This window comes from Roseibium salinum (genome assembly GCF_026240905.1).
Classification (GTDB): Bacteria; Pseudomonadota; Alphaproteobacteria; order Rhizobiales; family Stappiaceae; genus Roseibium; species Roseibium salinum.
Genome location: NZ_JAPEVI010000003.1, coordinates 1264237 through 1278749 on the forward strand (window position 1 = coordinate 1264237; position 14513 = coordinate 1278749).

Here is a 14513-nt window from a genome sequence, read left to right on the forward strand (position 1 = left end):
CTGCTGGTCCTTTTCAGAGCCTGTCAAAAACCCTGCCGGATGCCCGCCACAGGATCCATTGGCGGCGCAGCTGCGAGATTTCCGCCGTCTGCTGCAGTGGGTCGAAATCGGGGGCTTCCAGCTTTTCCAGGAATGGCCGCACCAGCACCAGGGGCAGAAAAGCCGGCTGGCAGTTGTGCGGCACGTCCGTGGCTGCCTTCTTGACACGGGTTAGGTGATGGCGGACGTGTCCGCACATTTCGGCCAGGGCGGCTTTCAGTTCCGGCGTCGTTAGGCCCCGGAACACGGTTTCCGGATCGAGATTGTGGCGGCCCTGGATATCCGCGGGCACATATATCTGCTGCCGGGAAGCATGCCATGGCAGGGCTCGCATCAGCCCTGTCAGAGAATAAGCGACACCGGCGTGGCCCGCGGCAGTCGCTGTGTCAGCTTCCTTGCCATCGTTGAGCACGAGGCACACGAGCTGAAAGAGGCTGGAGGCCGTTTCACCGGCATAGCCCTCCAGATCGTTGAGGCTCGGCATCGGGTCGTTGTAGAGATCGAAGACCCTGGCGTCGATCATCGAAACCAGGCCTTGCCTTGGCAGCCTGTAGGTCTCGATGGTTTGCAGAAGCGCGTTGGCAACCGGATTGGCCGCTGCGGCGCCATGCTCGGTGCCCTCCAGGAGGTCCCGCCACCATTGCAGGCGCACTTCCCCCGGAAGAGGTTCGGACACGAGCTCCCGGATACGGGCAATTTCCGCACTGAACGCATAGAGTGCCATTACTCCCGGCCGGAGGCTCTCCGGCAACAGAAGCGCGCTCAGATAGCGGTCCCTGTCGAACTGGCGCACCACATCGGCGGCATGGTCAAAGTCGGTGGTCATAAGCGCCCATATGGCCCGCGTCAGGCTCTTAGTCTACAGCCAGCAATGCCGCAGCAACCGCCCTGTTCTCCGAAAGAAGAACATTGAACGTGCGCACTGCCGCTCCCGTGGCCATCGGATCCGCCAGGATTCCGGCCTCGCGAAATCTTTCTTTCAGTTCCGCCGGTATCGGCCGCAGGTCCGTGCCGGTGCCGATGAGCAGCACCTCGATGTCCGCCTGTTCCTCGAACACCGTGGCAAAGGCGTCCAGGGAGAATTCAGATGGATCGGCGAGATTCCAGCCGTAGATCCCGCTCGGAACGCACAGAAGCGAGCCTCTGTGAGACATTTGAGCGAACCGGAAGCCGCCATCGCCATAGGCATCAACCGGCGCCCGGCCCGGGAAATGTGCATCCCTGATTTCCATGAGGACTTCCTTGCTGCCAAAGCGCCCGTTGGCAGGTCAACGCATGACGCTTCAGACCGTTGCCTTGGCGTCACCGCCCTTTTCGCCGTCGCCATCCTTCGACATGGATTCCGCACGAAGGTTGAACAGGATCAGGAACGGTGCCGCCAGGAAGATCGACGAGAAAGTACCGATCACGATGCCGAAGATCATCGCCAGGGTGAAGGACTGAATGACCTCGCCGCCGAAAACGTAGAGCGCAATCAGCGCCAGAAGCGTGGTCACCGAGGTCATTGTCGTGCGTGCCAGTGTCTGGTTGATCGACAGGTCCAATACCTCGGTCAATGGCCGCTTCTTGTATTTGCGCAGATTCTCGCGGATGCGATCATAAACCACGACTGTGTCGTTGAGCGAATAGCCGATGATGGTCAGAACCGCGGCGATGCTTGACAGAGAGAAATCCAGCTGCAGCAGGACAAACAGACCGACGGTTATAACGACGTCGTTTGCCGTGGTCAGAATTGCGCCGACGGCAAACTGCCATTCGAAGCGGAACCAGATATAGAACAGGATCGCAATCAGCGTTGCCGCAACGGCCGTTGCCCCTGCCCTTGCCAGTTCGCCCGAAACGCGGGGCCCGACAACCTCCACCCTGCGGAAATCCACATCCTGATCTTCGAATATGGTCCTGACGTTGGCGACGACGGTTTGTTGTGCCAGTTCCCCGCCGGGTTGTTCTTCCACGCGGATCAGGATGGTATCGGGCTCGCCGAATTCCTGAACCTGAATATCGCCGAGATTGAGTGATGACAGTTCGGAGCGGATAGTGCCGACATCGGCCGGGCCATCGGTCTTGATCTCGATGATCGTGCCGCCCTTGAAGTCGATGCCATAGTTCAGCCCAACCATGAAGAAGCCCGCCAGCGAGGCGATGATCAGCAGGACGGACAGCGGAAAGCTCGCCTTGCGCAGCCACATGAACTGGACATTCGTGTTGTCCGGAACGAGTCTCAGCAACATTGGTTATTCTCCCGGATCAGATCGGCAACGTGGACGGACGGCGGCGACGGATCCAAAGAGCCACCAGCAGTCTGCTGAACGTAAAGGCAGAGAAAACGGTCGTGAGAATCCCGATCGCCAGTGTCACGGCAAACCCGCGAACGGGGCCAGAACCGAGCTGGAACAGGATGACCGCAGCAATCAGAGTTGTGATGTTGGCGTCCAGGATCGTACCAAGCGCACGACTGAAACCCGCATCGATCGCCGAGATCGGCGATCGTCCGGCTCTTGCCTCCTCCCGTATCCTTTCGAAGATCAGCACGTTGGCGTCAACGGCCATGCCGACAGTGAGCACGATACCGGCAATACCAGGCAGGGTCAGCGTCGCCTGAAGGGTCGTCAGGGCTCCGAAGATCAGCACGAGGTTTGCCGCGAGGGCCACGTCCGCAATGACCCCGAAGCGGCCGTAGGCCAGGACCATGAAGATGATCACGGCGGCACTGCCGATGAGGGACGCCAGTTTGCCCGCCTCGATGGAGTCGGCGCCGAGACCCGGGCCGATGGAGCGTTCCTCGATAACTGTAAGCTTGGCCGGCAAGGCACCCGCGCGCAGAAGCACGGCCAGGTCGTTGGCGCCTTTCACGGTGAAGCTGCCGGAAATCTGACCGGAACCGCCGGTAATCGGCTCGCGGATGACCGGAGCTGAAATCACCTCTTCGTCGAGCACGATCGCGAATGCGCGATTGACGTTTTCCTGCGTGATCTGGGCAAACCTGCGTGCACCCGATTGGTTGAAGCGGAAATTCACGACCGGTTCGTTGGAGCGCTGGTCAAAGCTGACCTGTGCATCGACGAGATCCTCGCCTGAAAGCAGCGGCGTTTCCTCGAGAAGATACGGGATCGGCGGCTCATCCAGCGACATCATCACGACCGTTCCGACCGGCGGGCGATTTTCCATCGCCTGCTGGGCAGACATGGATGTGTCGACCATGTGGAACGTGAGCTGCGCCGTCTGGCCGATGAGGTCCTTCAGGCGCTCGGGATCATCTTCACCCGGCGCTTCCACGAGAATGCGCTCCGTGCCCTGGCGCTGAATGTTCGGTTCCGTCGTGCCGAGTTCGTCGACGCGGCGGCGGATAACCTCGATCGATTGCTGCACGATGGACGCCATGCGATCGTCCAGGCCCTGCTCGGTATAGGTGAAGCGGATAAGCCCGTCATCGGTCGCCGTCATTTCGAACTCGTCGACCGGCTGCCCGCCAAAGAGACTGGACGCCAGGGGATTGACCAGCGGCTGAAGCCGCTCTTCGGCGTCCGCCAGCCGGGTGAGATCCCGGATACGCACTTGTGCCGCATCGCCCTGTACGCCAAGGCCGGTATAGCCGATGCGCGGGTCTTCGCGAAGATCTCGTCCTGATGTCGCTCACCAGCGCCTTCATGCGCTTTTGAATGTAATCCTGCTTGTCGATTTCATAGAGCAGATAGGCGCCGCCCTGGAGATCAAGCCCCAGAACCAGTTGGTTCGTGGGCAGAAAGTCCGGCCAGCTTTCGACTTGTTTGGCGGAGAAGAAATTCGGCAACGTCGTGATGATGCCGGCGGCAACCACAAGCACGATCAGAGCGATTTTCCAGCGAGCGAAATAGAGCATGGTCAAGCCTTAAAAGCTGCCAGGCCGGAAGGAACCGGCCCGGCGGAATCATCAAACGGCGTCGGCAGGTTCACGCGTTGTCTTTTGCAGGCTCGGACTTGGAGCGCACGTCCTGCACCATGGAACGCACCAGGCGGACCTTGACCCCTTCAGCGAGTTCAACCTGAAGCTCGCCATCATCCACGACCTTGGATACCTTTCCGATCAGACCACCCGTCGTCACGATCGTGTCCCCCCGGCGCACGTTGGCAACCATCTCCTGATGTTGCTTCATCCGCTGGCGCTGCGGCCGGATGATCAGGAAATACATGATCGCGAAGATGGCCACAAAAGGAAGCAGTGACATCAGGAAATCCGGACCTGCGATTCCGCCGGTCTGTGCGTATGCTGGGGTGATAAACATTCAATTCTCCTAAGGGGCGTCTTTGCGGGTTAGGCTTCAAGCCTGTTGCATCAACGCTCTAATTCTGGTCGCGCGGACTATAACTGCGGCGCATCTCATTTCAAGCTTTGCAAGCGGTTTCCGGCGTACCGGTATCGGAATAACAGACGTTTTCGAGATTTATTCGCCGTGTTACTCCTCCGGAAGCTTTCATCAGGGCCTCAAATGGGCTTTTTCGACAGGGGTTGCAAGAATAATGAGCGCGCAAAAAGACCTCGCCGCGTTGAACGCCAAGCTCGATTCCCTGATCGAGTTGATCAGCCGTGCGGTTCCGGCGGCGGCGCAAGAACCCGACTGGATCGCTGCGGATGCCTTTGTCTGGGTGCCGGTGCCTGGTGAACTGCATCCCGTCGAAAAGGTGAACCGCGTCGACATAACGCTGCTTTGCGCGGTTTCCCACGTGCGGGATCTCCTGCTCGACAACACCCGCAGGTTTGCCAAAGGCCTTCCCGCCAATAATGCGCTCCTGTGGGGCGCGCGCGGCATGGGGAAATCGTCACTGGTCAAGGCGGCGCACGCGGCCGTCAATCAGGAAACGGGCTCTGCCGGATTGAAACTCATCGAGATTCACCGCGAGGACATCGAATCCCTGCCCAAACTCATGTCCGCGATCCGGTCCGCACCCTACCGATTCATCGTCTTCTGCGACGATCTCAGTTTCGACAACGACGATACCTCCTACAAATCGCTCAAGGCCGTACTGGAGGGCGGGATCGAAGGCCGTCCGGACAACGTCATCTTCTATGCGACCTCGAACCGCCGGCATCTTCTTCCCCGCGACATGATTGAAAACGAGCGCTCGACCGCGATCAATCCGGCCGAGGCCGTCGAAGAAAAGGTTTCCCTCTCCGATCGCTTCGGTCTCTGGCTCGGGTTCCACAAATGCAGCCAGGACGATTACCTGGAGATGGTGCGCGGCTATGCGGCCCATTACGGCCTGGAGATCGCGGAAGACGAGATGCGGGCAAAGGCATTGGAATGGGCCACCACCCGCGGCAGCCGGTCCGGACGTGTGGCGTTCCAGTTCATTCAGGATCTGGCGGGGCGGCTCGGGAAAAGTCTTTCATAGTGCTTGGTGCGTCCGGGGTCCAGATGCGCCAGCAGGACCACATGTGGGTCTGAAATACGAAAACCCGGCAGGAAACCGGGTTTTGCAGTCGTAAGCGGTTTGACCCGTCTCTCAGCGCCGGGGCATGTATTTGAGTGGATCGACCGGTTTGTTGCCCTGCCGAAGCTCGAAGTGCAGCTGCGGCTGATTCACCGACCCGGTTGCCCCGGCAAGCCCGACGACATCACCCCGGCGCACCGTGTCACCACGTTTGACCTTCAGTTCGCTGTTGTGAGCGTAAGCGGACACCCAGCCCTGGCTGTGGCGGAGCAGAATCAGGTTGCCGTACCCTTTCAGCTCGTTGCCGGAATAGATCACTGTACCGTCATCCGCGGCCTTGACCGGCGTGCCTTCGGGCACAGCCAGGTTGACACCCTCGTTCTTTCCGCCGCCCGGCTTTGCGCCGAACTCCGAAATGATGCGCCCCTGGACGGGCCAGCGGAACTGCCCGGTGGAGACGTCGGTGTCTTCTTTGATGCTTGCAACGACCGGCGTCTTGATCGGCTCGGACGGAGCTGCTTCCTGCGTCAGGGCGGGGGCGGGCAGCGAATCCTTGTCGACCGTGCCCGACTGCGTGTTGCCAGTCGACTGATTGGCAGGCTGGCGGGTCGGCGCCGGATCCGTCCGAGAGACCGATGCAGTCGTGAAGGTTCCGTCGACATCGCCCGGTTTGCGTTTCGGCAACGCGCTGACCTGAACGAGATTGGCATCCGACTCGGCGACCGCTCCACGATCGACATCGTTGAAACTCGGCTGCTCGCCGGGCTTGCGCCCCGGACGGCCAACGGATGCGGTGACAATCGGCTGGCTGTTGCCTGCCGCATTCCTCGTTGCGCCACTGTTGTCTGCATAGCTATAGGTAGGGACGATGATGCTCTGGCCCGGCCGAACGGCTTTCGGATCGTCGATACCGTTGACAGTCGTGAGCGCCTGTACCGGTACGCCGTAGCGGCGTGCGATGGAATTCAGATCGTCACCCTGGCGAACCTGTACCCTCGTCCCGCCGGCAGACGTCCAGCCCTTCCAGCTTTTCGCGCTCGCAACATCCTGAGCCTGGCTCACTTCTGGTGCCGGCAAGGTCGCAACCGTTGAAGTTGCCGGCGCTGGCTGTGAATTGCCGAATGAACCGCTTGGCGCAGGTAATGGCGCCGACTCGATCGTCGAGTTTCGATTGGGGATTGACCCGGTCGTCAACGGCTGAGAGGAAGATTGAGGCAATCCGGCCTCGGTCCCCCCGGTCCGCGGGCGATATCCTGATAGGTCGGCTGCCTTGGCGTGCCGCTGAGGATTTCGCGCTGATTCTCAGTGCTTCCCGTATAGTAGGGAGAACTGCCAAACCGCTCGACCGCGCTGGAACATCCGGTGACAGTCACAGCAACCAGTGAGACAGTCGCCACTTTGCCCAACAGATCCCTGCGGAGGGTACGCATCCGCTTCATCATCGTCTTCAACTCTAACCGCTAACAATGGCTGTTATGGTTAAGAGTAGACGCCAGTAAGGTTTATAAAGGCTAAAGACCGGGGAGAGTTTTCGGGAAGAAGCCCCAGTTCGCCTGAATTGCGTGCAGCCGTGCAGATCTGCACAGAGACGATCAAGGTAAATTCCGGCGGGATCCAGGTCACGGAACAGCCCCTGCAATCTGCGATATTTCCTGCAATTTACAGTTTTTTCGCAAGGCCCGGTTGCAGCATGACTGTCCGGACGCTCATCAGGGTTTCGGCGGTCATGACATTGTCCGTTTTCTGAAACCGGATCAGAGACTGCGGCTGTTTGGGTAGTCCCACCGGGGCAATCAGCACGCCCCCGGGTTTGAGTTGTTCCACCCACGCATCGGGAACCGATTCGACGGCTGCCGTCACCACGATCCGGTCATAGGGGGCCTTTTGTTTGAAGCCGTACATGCCGTCGACCTGCCGGGCCGTCACATTCAGCAGTTTGAGGGCAGAGAACCTGCGGCCGGCCAGGTCGACCAGCGTGGCGAATCGGTCAAGCGTCTCAACCCGGTGTGACAGGTGCGCCATGACCGCAGCCTGGTAGCCGGACCCCGTCCCAATTTCGAGAACCGTATGCTCGGCTTCGATCGCCAGCGCCTGGACCGTGAAGGCGATCAGGGACGGTGCGGAGACGATTTGTCCGCATTCAATCGGCAATGCGGCGTCCTCATAGGCCAGGCCATGATGGCGGGCCGACAGAAACAGCCGCCTGGGAACATGTTCTATCGCGGACAGGACATTGCGCGCGCTGACACCGCGCCGGCGCAAGCCGAGGACAAGCGCTGCGCGCGCCTCTGCCTCGTCCGGTAAGGCCGAATGTTGCTGTGTCTCTTCCGCGCCGGGCTTCTGGCCGGCCATCTGCCGCCCCCTTCCGGGATTTACTGAAGCGCCCCTGCCAGGCGACTCACCAGGTCATGAGCTGTCAAATCTATGCGTAACGGCGAAATGGAAACATATCCATCAGCGATCGCCTGAAGATCTGAATTTTCAAGAACGGATTTGCCCCGGTCGTGGAAACGCAGCCAGAAATAGGGATAGCCGCGACCGTCTTTCCGCTCGTCGATGGAAAGTCCGCTTTGTTCGTGATGCCCCTGGACGGTAACCTTTATGCCCTTCACGTCATCGGCGGCGCATGCGGGAAAATTGATGTTGAGCAACGTATAGGGCTGCAGATTGAAACCAAGAAGTTTGCGGAACAGCGCAGGTGCATGCGCTTCCGCCGTGGCAAAATCCGGTTCCAGGGACACGTCCCAGTCACATGCCTGGGAGACAGCGATGGACCGGATCCCGAGAATGGCCGCTTCCATCGCGCCGGCCACGGTTCCGGAATAGGTCACGTCCTCGGCAAGATTCTGCCCGCGGTTAATGCCCGACAGAACCAGATCGGGCATGCCCGGCAGAACCTTTCGCACTCCCATGATGACGCAATCCGTTGGCGTTCCCTTCAAGGCGAAATGGCGCTCGTTCAGCTGGCGCAACCGCAGCGGATCGCTCAAAGTCAGGGAATGGGCGACACCGCTCTGGTCCGTTTCCGGTGCGACCACCCAGACGTCGTCCGATACGGTTCGGGCAATGCGTTCCAGCGCCCAAAGACCCGGCGACTGAATACCGTCGTCATTGGTGATCAAAATACGCATCTGAAACGTGCTCCACTGAATTCGTACTGGTATCTATCCGACCGCCCGAAGGACCGGGGCGCTGCGGTGCGCGTGCGGGAGGCAGGATTCTGCAGCTGCCCCCTGCTCAAAAGCCGCTCACCATCCATTTTATGGCGGCGGAACCCGCTTGACCGTTTCTTAGCCGATCTTTTCCAATCCGCCCATATAGGGCCGCAGAACTTCCGGTACGGTGATCGTGCCGTCGCCGTTCTGGTAGTTCTCCACCACGGCAATCAGCGCCCGTCCGACCGCTATGCCCGATCCGTTCAGGGTATGAACGTGAACGGTCTGCTTCGAATCAGCGGGCCGGTAGCGCGCGTTCATCCGGCGCGCCTGGAAGTCGCCGCAGACCGAGCAGGACGAAATTTCCCGGTAAGCGTCCTGCCCGGGCAGCCAGACCTCTATGTCATAGGTCTTGCGGGCACCAAAGCCCATGTCGCCGGTGCACAGGGTCATCACCCGGTAGTGGAGGCCCAGCTTCTGCAAAACCTTTTCCGCGCAGCCCAGCATCCGCTCAAGTTCGTCGAGCGACTCTTCCGGTCTGGTGATCGACACCAGTTCGCATTTCTGGAACTGGTGCTGGCGCAGCATGCCGCGCGTGTCGCGGCCGGCGGACCCGGCTTCGGAACGGAAGCAATAGGTCAGCGCCGTGACGCGCAGTGGAAGCTGATCTTCGGCGAGGATCTCACCGCTGACCAGGTTGGTCAGTGGCACTTCGGCGGTCGGGATCAGATAGTGATCCGTCGTCGTCTTGAAGAGGTCTTCTCCGAATTTCGGCAGCTGCCCGGTTCCGTAGAGCGGATCACCGTGCACCAACAGCGGCGGCGACACCTCCGTATAGCCGTGCTCCTGGGTGTGCAGGTCGATCATGAACTGGCCGAGCGCGCGCTCCAGTCGCGCGATCTGGCCCTTCAGGATGACAAATCGCGAACCGGACTGCCTTGCGGCCGTGGCGAAATCCATTCCGCCGAGCTTCTCTCCGAGCTCGTAATGTTCCCGAGGAGCTTCATTGAACTGGAAGACCGGCTTTTCGCCATGGGTTTTCAGGCGGACGTTGTCATCCTCGTCCTCGCCCACGGGCACGTCGTCCAGGGGCAGGTTCGGGATGACCGCCATCGCCGCTTCCAGATCGGCAACAAGCTTGCGTTCTTCCTCTTCGCCCGCCTGAATGAAGGCCTTGATCTTGGCAACTTCGTCGATCAGTTCCTGCGCCCGCGCGTCATCGCCCGAGCCTTTGGCCTTGCCGATTTCCTTGGAGGCGGCATTCCGCCGTTCCTGCGCTTCCTGTAATTTGGTGATATGGGAGCGGCGGGAATCGTCGAGCGCGATCAGCCTGGCCGCCGAGGCTTCATAGCCCCGCTTTGCCAGTGCCCTGTCGAATGCGTCTGCGTTTTCACGAATCCACCTGATATCAAACATCTCAACTTCCCGAACGGCGTGCATTGGACAAGATCAGCAGATGTTCAAACGCGCTCGGTTGAACATCCGGAATCTGGCCGGTTCCAGTCTGCTCTCATGTGCTTTTCGCACGAAAGCAGATGGATCCAGGGCTCCGTCAGGCAAACGGTGAAGTGTGATAACGGCTAGGCCGTAGCGTCTTCCGCTTCGCGTTTCGCGTCACGCTCGGCGCGCCGGCGCTCCACCAGTCTGACAGACAGAATGGAGACTTCGTAGAGAAGCAATGTAGGCAGCGCAAGACCGATCTGCGAGATCGGGTCGGGAGGAGTCAGAATTGCAGCAGCGGCAAATGCACCGACGACGGCATATTTGCGCTTCTGCTTGAGCGTGTCGGACGATACCAGCCCTGCCCGGCCCAGAAGCGTCAGTACGACGGGAAGCTGGAACACGAGCCCGAACGCGAAGATCAGGAGCATGATAAGGCCGAGATATTCGCTCACCTTCGGCAGCAGCGAAATGGCGGCTTTGCCGGCCTCGGGCGCCTGTTCCATCGACAGGAAGAACCCCATCGCCATAGGCATGACCAGGAAATAAACCAGGCAGGCACCGATCAGAAACAGGATGGGGGTAGCCATCAGGAACGGCAGAAAGGCGCCGCGCTCATGCTTGTAGAGCCCCGGCGCAACGAACATGTAGACCTGGCTGGCAATGACCGGAAAAGCCAGAAACAAGGCCCCGAACAGGGCCAGCTTCAACTGCGTGAAGAAATATTCCTGCGGAGCGGTGTAGATCAGCTCGATGTCCCGGGTCGCGCCGGCGGCACGCTCATACGGCAGAACCAGAATGTTGAAAATGTCGTTGGCGAAATAGAAGCAGATGATGAACATCACCAGAACGGCCGCTATCGACCACATCAGCCGCTGCCGCAATTCGATCAGATGCTCGATCAGGGGCGCCTTCGAGGCTTCGATATCGTCCTGGCTCATGCCTTTACGTCTTCCGTCACCGGCTTCTCTTTTGGTTCAGCTGCGGTCTCAGCCACCGGTTCCGGCTCAGGCTTCGCTTCGGCCGGTTTTTCTGCAGGCGCAGTATCTGTTGTGTCTGTCGTCTGTTCGGATTGGGGGCGGGCTCTGCCTTGCTCGTCTTCGGCTTGTCCGCCCTCTTGGACGCATCCTCTTCGATCGACTTCTTGATATCGCCCAGAGGATTGAAGTTGCCGACGCTCTCGACCTGCTTCTTCATGTCGGCGATATCGGCCGCCTGCTCCGCCTCACGCAGCGCATCGTTGAACGTCGACTGGAACTCCCGCGACATGCGCCGCATCTTTCCCATCGTCTGCCCAAGCGTGCGCAGCATGCGCGGCAGGTCTTTGGCCCCACAACGATGATCGCCACGCAGGCGATCACCAAGAGTTCGGTCCAGCCGATATCGAACATGAGATGTTTCGTCCGTTAAGGAGACGCGATGCAGATGAAGATCAGCCCGCCTTGGAGTGGTCTTCAGCTTTTGCAGACGGCGCCGGTTCGCTGGACTGATGCTCGATCGTCTTGCCGGAATCGGCCGTTTCGTCTTCGGCCATGCCTTTTTTGAAGCTTTTGATTCCCTTGGCGACATCGCCCATAAGTTCGGAAATCTTGCCTCGTCCGAACAGCAGAACCACCACCACCGCGATGATCAAGATCTGCCAAATACTAATGCCCATACGCCAAACTCCTGATAATTGGCTTTAAAGCCCTACGGCTCTTGTACAGAATGGAGTCTGCCCCTGCAATATGCGCGGTCTTACCAATTGCCGTTCTTAGACAGAATGATTAGCCGCCCCTGTACCCCCTAGATTTGGGGCGCGCCGCGCTCAAATACAAGCACGTCCTTCGGGTCCGTCGTTACGCAAACGTCCATTCCGTTTTCCCAGAGGCTGCCTGCTCGAACCCGCGCCTGCAACGGATAGTCCAGTCCGTCGACGACAATCGTCAGCAAATCGACCTCGCCGACAAATCGCCTTGAGCGGATACGCCCCGAGACGCCGCACAGGCCGTCCTTGTGCAGCAGCAGGCCTTGCGGGCGCACGCAGACGTCAACCTTGCCGCCTTTCCTGAGCCCTTCGCCGGAGAGTATGCCCAAGGGCGTCTCGATTCCCGCATCGCTCACGACGCCTTCCAGCTGATTGAGTTCGGAAAAGAACCGGGCCGCGAACAGGTCGACCGGTTCCCTGTAGAGTTCCGCGGCGGTTCCATGCTGCACCAGACGGCCGTGCCTCATCAGCGCGATCTTGTCGCCCATGCGCATCGCCTCTTCCGGGTCGTGAGTGACGATAATGCAGGTCGCCCGCGTCTCACGGATTACGGCCAGGGTCTCGTCCCGCACGCTGTCGCGCAGTCGCTTGTCGAGGCCCGAAAACGGTTCGTCCATCAGGAGAATGCCCGGACGGGGAACAAGCGCCCTTGCAAGTGCGACGCGCTGCTGTTCGCCGCCCGAAAGCGAATGGGGATAGTCCGCTGCATAGTCGGCAAGCCCCACCCGTCTCAGCGCGCCGAGGGCCGCCATCTGGGCTGCCTTTTTCGGCATGTTGGTCAGGCCGAACATGACATTGTCCAGGATGCTCATATGCGGAAACAGCGCATAGTCCTGAAACATCAGTCCGACGCCGCGCTTTTCCGGCGGCAGGAAAACGCCATCGCCGGCAACTTCACGCCCGTTGATCAGAACCCTGCCCCGGCTCTGACGTTCGACGCCCGCGGCGATGCGCATCAGGGTGGTCTTGCCGCATCCGGACTGGCCGAGAAGGCACAGAATTTCCCCGGGCGCGATGGCGAGACTCATGTCCTGCACGGAGGAGACGCCGTCATAGTCGTGCGACACGTTTTCGAACACCAGGCCGGCAGCGATGGTCGCACCGGCAGTTCCCGGTGCGCCCCAGCTCAGCTGATGGCCATTGCCATTGGAAAAAGGCGTCTTGTGTTGTTTTGACATCACTCTTCGGCGGTTTCGTCTGCGTCTTCATCAAACAGTGAACCGTCTTCTAGAGGATCTTCGTCCTCCGTCAACGCCAGCTCGTCGTTTGGTGTCGGCACCATGAAGGAAGCGGGAACCGCGCTGTCCAGAAGTCCGGCCCCTTTCAGCTCTTCCAGTCCGGGAAGGTCCTTGACGCTTTCCATGCCGAAATGGATCAGAAACTGCTCCGTCGTGCCGTATGTGACGGGACGGCCCGGCGTCCGCCGCCGCCCGCGCATCCGGATCCAGCTGGTTTCCAGGAGAACGTCCAGCGTGCCCCGGGACGTGGAGACGCCGCGGATTTCCTCGATCTCCGCGCGGGTCACCGGCTGGTGATAGGCGATGATCGCGAGCGTTTCGAGCGCGGCACGCGAGAGCTTGCGCTGCTCTTCCACATTCCGGTGCATCAGATAGGCAAGGTCTTCGGCCGTGCGGAAGCACCATTTCCCCGCCACGCGGACGAGGTTCACCCCGCGCGGGGCATAGATTTTTTCAAGTTCCTCCAGGAGACCGAGCACATCCGTGCCTTCCGGCAGGCGCTGTGTCAGCTCTTCAAGCGAGAGCGGCTCGGACGAGGCAAATAGCAGCGCTTCGATCATGCGCATGCCGGAAGGGTCGGAACCGGCCGGCTTCGACGCCCTCTCTTCCCGATGCTCCAGTTCAGCGAACCCGGATTCAGACGCCATGATCCTCTTCCCTGATAATCGAGCGGATATAGACCGGGGAAAACGGTTCGCCCTGCTTTATCTCAACATGACCTTCGCGAACCATTTCCAGGCTCGCGGAAAAGGTGCTGGCGACGACCGTCGTCCAGTCCTTGTCGTCATAGAGGTAGTCGCGCAGATAGGAATTGAGAGGCGCCCATTCGCTGATGCGGCCGACCAGCCTGATCAGCAGTTCCCGCGCTTCCTGCAGCGACCAGACGGTGCGACGCAGCACGCGTACCGACGTTACGGACTGGCGCTGGCGCTGCGTGGCATAGGCGGACAGAAGATCGTAGATGGACGCGTCCCAGATGCTGCGGTGCTGGACCGACATGGTCTCCGGCGCACCGCGGTGGAACACATGCATGCCCTGCCGGCTCAGGTTCATCAGCTTTTCCGAGGCTTCGCGCATGGCTTCCAGGCGGCGCAGCCGGAATGCAAGTGCCGCGGCGAGTTCTTCACCGGTCGGCTCGTCCTCGCCTTTTTGCTCGGGCAACAGCAGCTTGGATTTCAGATACGCAAGCCAGGCAGCCATCACCAGATAGTCCGCCGCCAGCTCAAGACGCATGCGCCGGGCTTCGGCAACGAACCGGAGATATTGCTCGACGAGTTCGAGGATGGAGATCCGGGTCAGATCGACCTTCTGCGTCCGCGCAAGACCCAGCAGCAGATCCAGCGGTCCTTCGAAGCCCTCCACGTCCACCACAAGCTGCGGATCCGAGGTGGCCCGCTCTTCACTTGATGGGACGGAGCTCAGAAGATCGAACGACCCGTCTTCCGCTACCCGCCTGTTGTTCTCCAACTCCGTCATTCCTGCTCC

Annotated in this window: 14 protein-coding genes and 2 pseudogenes; 1 reads left to right on the top strand and 15 read right to left on the bottom strand. The window is 60.2% G+C overall.

Annotated elements, in window-relative coordinates:
- Positions 1–13 precede the first annotated feature (13 nt).
- The 5 genes and pseudogenes from ON753_RS10390 to yajC all read right to left on the bottom strand — a co-directional run bounded on the left by ON753_RS10390 (position 14) and on the right by yajC (position 4301).
- Positions 14–865, bottom strand: coding sequence for a phytoene/squalene synthase family protein (locus ON753_RS10390; RefSeq protein ID WP_265962446.1), 852 nt, complete (start codon positions 863–865; stop codon positions 14–16).
- A gap of 28 nt (positions 866–893) precedes the next feature.
- The gene (locus tag ON753_RS10395; protein ID WP_265962447.1) at positions 894–1271 is read right to left on the bottom strand and encodes an Mth938-like domain-containing protein; all 378 of its coding nucleotides are present in this window, start codon (positions 1269–1271) and stop codon (positions 894–896) included.
- 51 nt (positions 1272–1322) lie between these two features.
- On the bottom strand, positions 1323–2270 hold the full coding sequence (gene secF, locus ON753_RS10400) for a protein translocase subunit SecF (RefSeq protein ID WP_265962448.1): 948 nt from the start codon (positions 2268–2270) through the stop codon (positions 1323–1325).
- Between the two features lie 16 nt (positions 2271–2286).
- Positions 2287–3898, bottom strand: a pseudogene (gene secD, locus ON753_RS10405) (protein translocase subunit SecD).
- Positions 3899–3968: 70 nt separating this feature from the next.
- Positions 3969–4301 carry a preprotein translocase subunit YajC gene (gene yajC / locus ON753_RS10410; protein ID WP_265962449.1) on the bottom strand — a complete coding sequence of 111 codons (333 nt, stop codon included), beginning with the start codon at positions 4299–4301 and terminating at the stop codon, positions 3969–3971.
- Positions 4302–4536: 235 nt separating this feature from the next.
- Between yajC and ON753_RS10415 the strand changes: the two genes are divergently transcribed.
- Positions 4537–5409: an ATP-binding protein gene (locus ON753_RS10415; RefSeq protein ID WP_265962450.1), complete on the top strand. Its 873-nt coding sequence runs from the start codon at positions 4537–4539 to the stop codon at positions 5407–5409.
- Positions 5410–5520: 111 nt separating this feature from the next.
- Here ON753_RS10415 and ON753_RS10420 read toward each other — a convergent pair whose 3' ends face one another.
- The 10 genes and pseudogenes from ON753_RS10420 to ON753_RS10465 form a co-directional block, all read right to left on the bottom strand.
- The gene (locus ON753_RS10420) at positions 5521–6510 is read right to left on the bottom strand and encodes a M23 family metallopeptidase (protein WP_265962451.1); all 990 of its coding nucleotides are present in this window, start codon (positions 6508–6510) and stop codon (positions 5521–5523) included.
- A gap of 597 nt (positions 6511–7107) precedes the next feature.
- Positions 7108–7800 (bottom strand): protein-L-isoaspartate(D-aspartate) O-methyltransferase, encoded by a 693-nt coding sequence (locus ON753_RS10425; RefSeq protein WP_265962452.1) that lies wholly within the window; start codon positions 7798–7800, stop codon positions 7108–7110.
- 20 nt (positions 7801–7820) lie between these two features.
- A complete protein-coding gene (gene surE / locus ON753_RS10430; protein WP_265962453.1) occupies positions 7821–8579 on the bottom strand; it encodes a 5'/3'-nucleotidase SurE in 759 nt (252 codons plus the stop codon).
- A 159-nt stretch (positions 8580–8738) separates the two neighbouring features.
- Positions 8739–10019 (bottom strand): serine--tRNA ligase, encoded by a 1281-nt coding sequence (gene serS, locus ON753_RS10435; protein ID WP_265962454.1) that lies wholly within the window; start codon positions 10017–10019, stop codon positions 8739–8741.
- 164 nt (positions 10020–10183) lie between these two features.
- The gene (gene tatC, locus ON753_RS10440; RefSeq protein ID WP_265962455.1) at positions 10184–10984 is read right to left on the bottom strand and encodes a twin-arginine translocase subunit TatC; all 801 of its coding nucleotides are present in this window, start codon (positions 10982–10984) and stop codon (positions 10184–10186) included.
- A gap of 16 nt (positions 10985–11000) precedes the next feature.
- Positions 11001–11434: pseudogene (tatB, locus tag ON753_RS26805) on the bottom strand (Sec-independent protein translocase protein TatB).
- A gap of 41 nt (positions 11435–11475) precedes the next feature.
- The gene (locus ON753_RS10450) at positions 11476–11700 is read right to left on the bottom strand and encodes a twin-arginine translocase TatA/TatE family subunit (RefSeq protein WP_265962456.1); all 225 of its coding nucleotides are present in this window, start codon (positions 11698–11700) and stop codon (positions 11476–11478) included.
- Between the two features lie 128 nt (positions 11701–11828).
- Complete coding sequence (locus ON753_RS10455; RefSeq protein WP_265962457.1) at positions 11829–12968, bottom strand: ABC transporter ATP-binding protein; 1140 nt, start codon at positions 12966–12968, stop codon at positions 11829–11831.
- Positions 12968–13594, bottom strand: a complete 627-nt coding sequence (gene scpB / locus ON753_RS10460) for an SMC-Scp complex subunit ScpB (RefSeq protein ID WP_265967122.1) — start codon at positions 13592–13594, stop codon at positions 12968–12970. The genes ON753_RS10455 and scpB overlap by 1 nt, the downstream gene beginning before the upstream one ends.
- 70 nt (positions 13595–13664) lie before the next feature.
- Positions 13665–14504 carry a segregation and condensation protein A gene (locus ON753_RS10465; protein WP_265962458.1) on the bottom strand — a complete coding sequence of 280 codons (840 nt, stop codon included), beginning with the start codon at positions 14502–14504 and terminating at the stop codon, positions 13665–13667.
- Positions 14505–14513 lie beyond the last annotated feature (9 nt).

Bases quoted from the DNA above. Each gene is read 5' to 3' on its own strand.
- ON753_RS10425 (WP_265962452.1), bottom strand. From the start codon at position 7,800: ATGGCCGGCCAGAAGCCCGGCGCGGAAGAGACACAGCAACATTCGGCC.
- ON753_RS10450 (WP_265962456.1), bottom strand. From the start codon at position 11,700: ATGGGCATTAGTATTTGGCAGATCTTGATCATCGCGGTGGTGGTGGTT.
- scpB (WP_265967122.1), bottom strand. From the start codon at position 13,594: ATGCGCATGATCGAAGCGCTGCTATTTGCCTCGTCCGAGCCGCTCTCG.
- ON753_RS10465 (WP_265962458.1), bottom strand. From the start codon at position 14,504: ATGACGGAGTTGGAGAACAACAGGCGGGTAGCGGAAGACGGGTCGTTC.
- yajC (WP_265962449.1), bottom strand. From the start codon at position 4,301: ATGTTTATCACCCCAGCATACGCACAGACCGGCGGAATCGCAGGTCCG.
- serS (WP_265962454.1), bottom strand. From the start codon at position 10,019: ATGTTTGATATCAGGTGGATTCGTGAAAACGCAGACGCATTCGACAGG.
- ON753_RS10415 (WP_265962450.1), top strand. From the start codon at position 4,537: ATGAGCGCGCAAAAAGACCTCGCCGCGTTGAACGCCAAGCTCGATTCC.
- secF (WP_265962448.1), bottom strand. From the start codon at position 2,270: ATGTTGCTGAGACTCGTTCCGGACAACACGAATGTCCAGTTCATGTGG.
- surE (WP_265962453.1), bottom strand. From the start codon at position 8,579: ATGCGTATTTTGATCACCAATGACGACGGTATTCAGTCGCCGGGTCTT.
- ON753_RS10390 (WP_265962446.1), bottom strand. From the start codon at position 865: ATGACCACCGACTTTGACCATGCCGCCGATGTGGTGCGCCAGTTCGAC.
- ON753_RS10395 (WP_265962447.1), bottom strand. From the start codon at position 1,271: ATGGAAATCAGGGATGCACATTTCCCGGGCCGGGCGCCGGTTGATGCC.
- ON753_RS10455 (WP_265962457.1), bottom strand. From the start codon at position 12,968: ATGTCAAAACAACACAAGACGCCTTTTTCCAATGGCAATGGCCATCAG.
- tatC (WP_265962455.1), bottom strand. From the start codon at position 10,984: ATGAGCCAGGACGATATCGAAGCCTCGAAGGCGCCCCTGATCGAGCAT.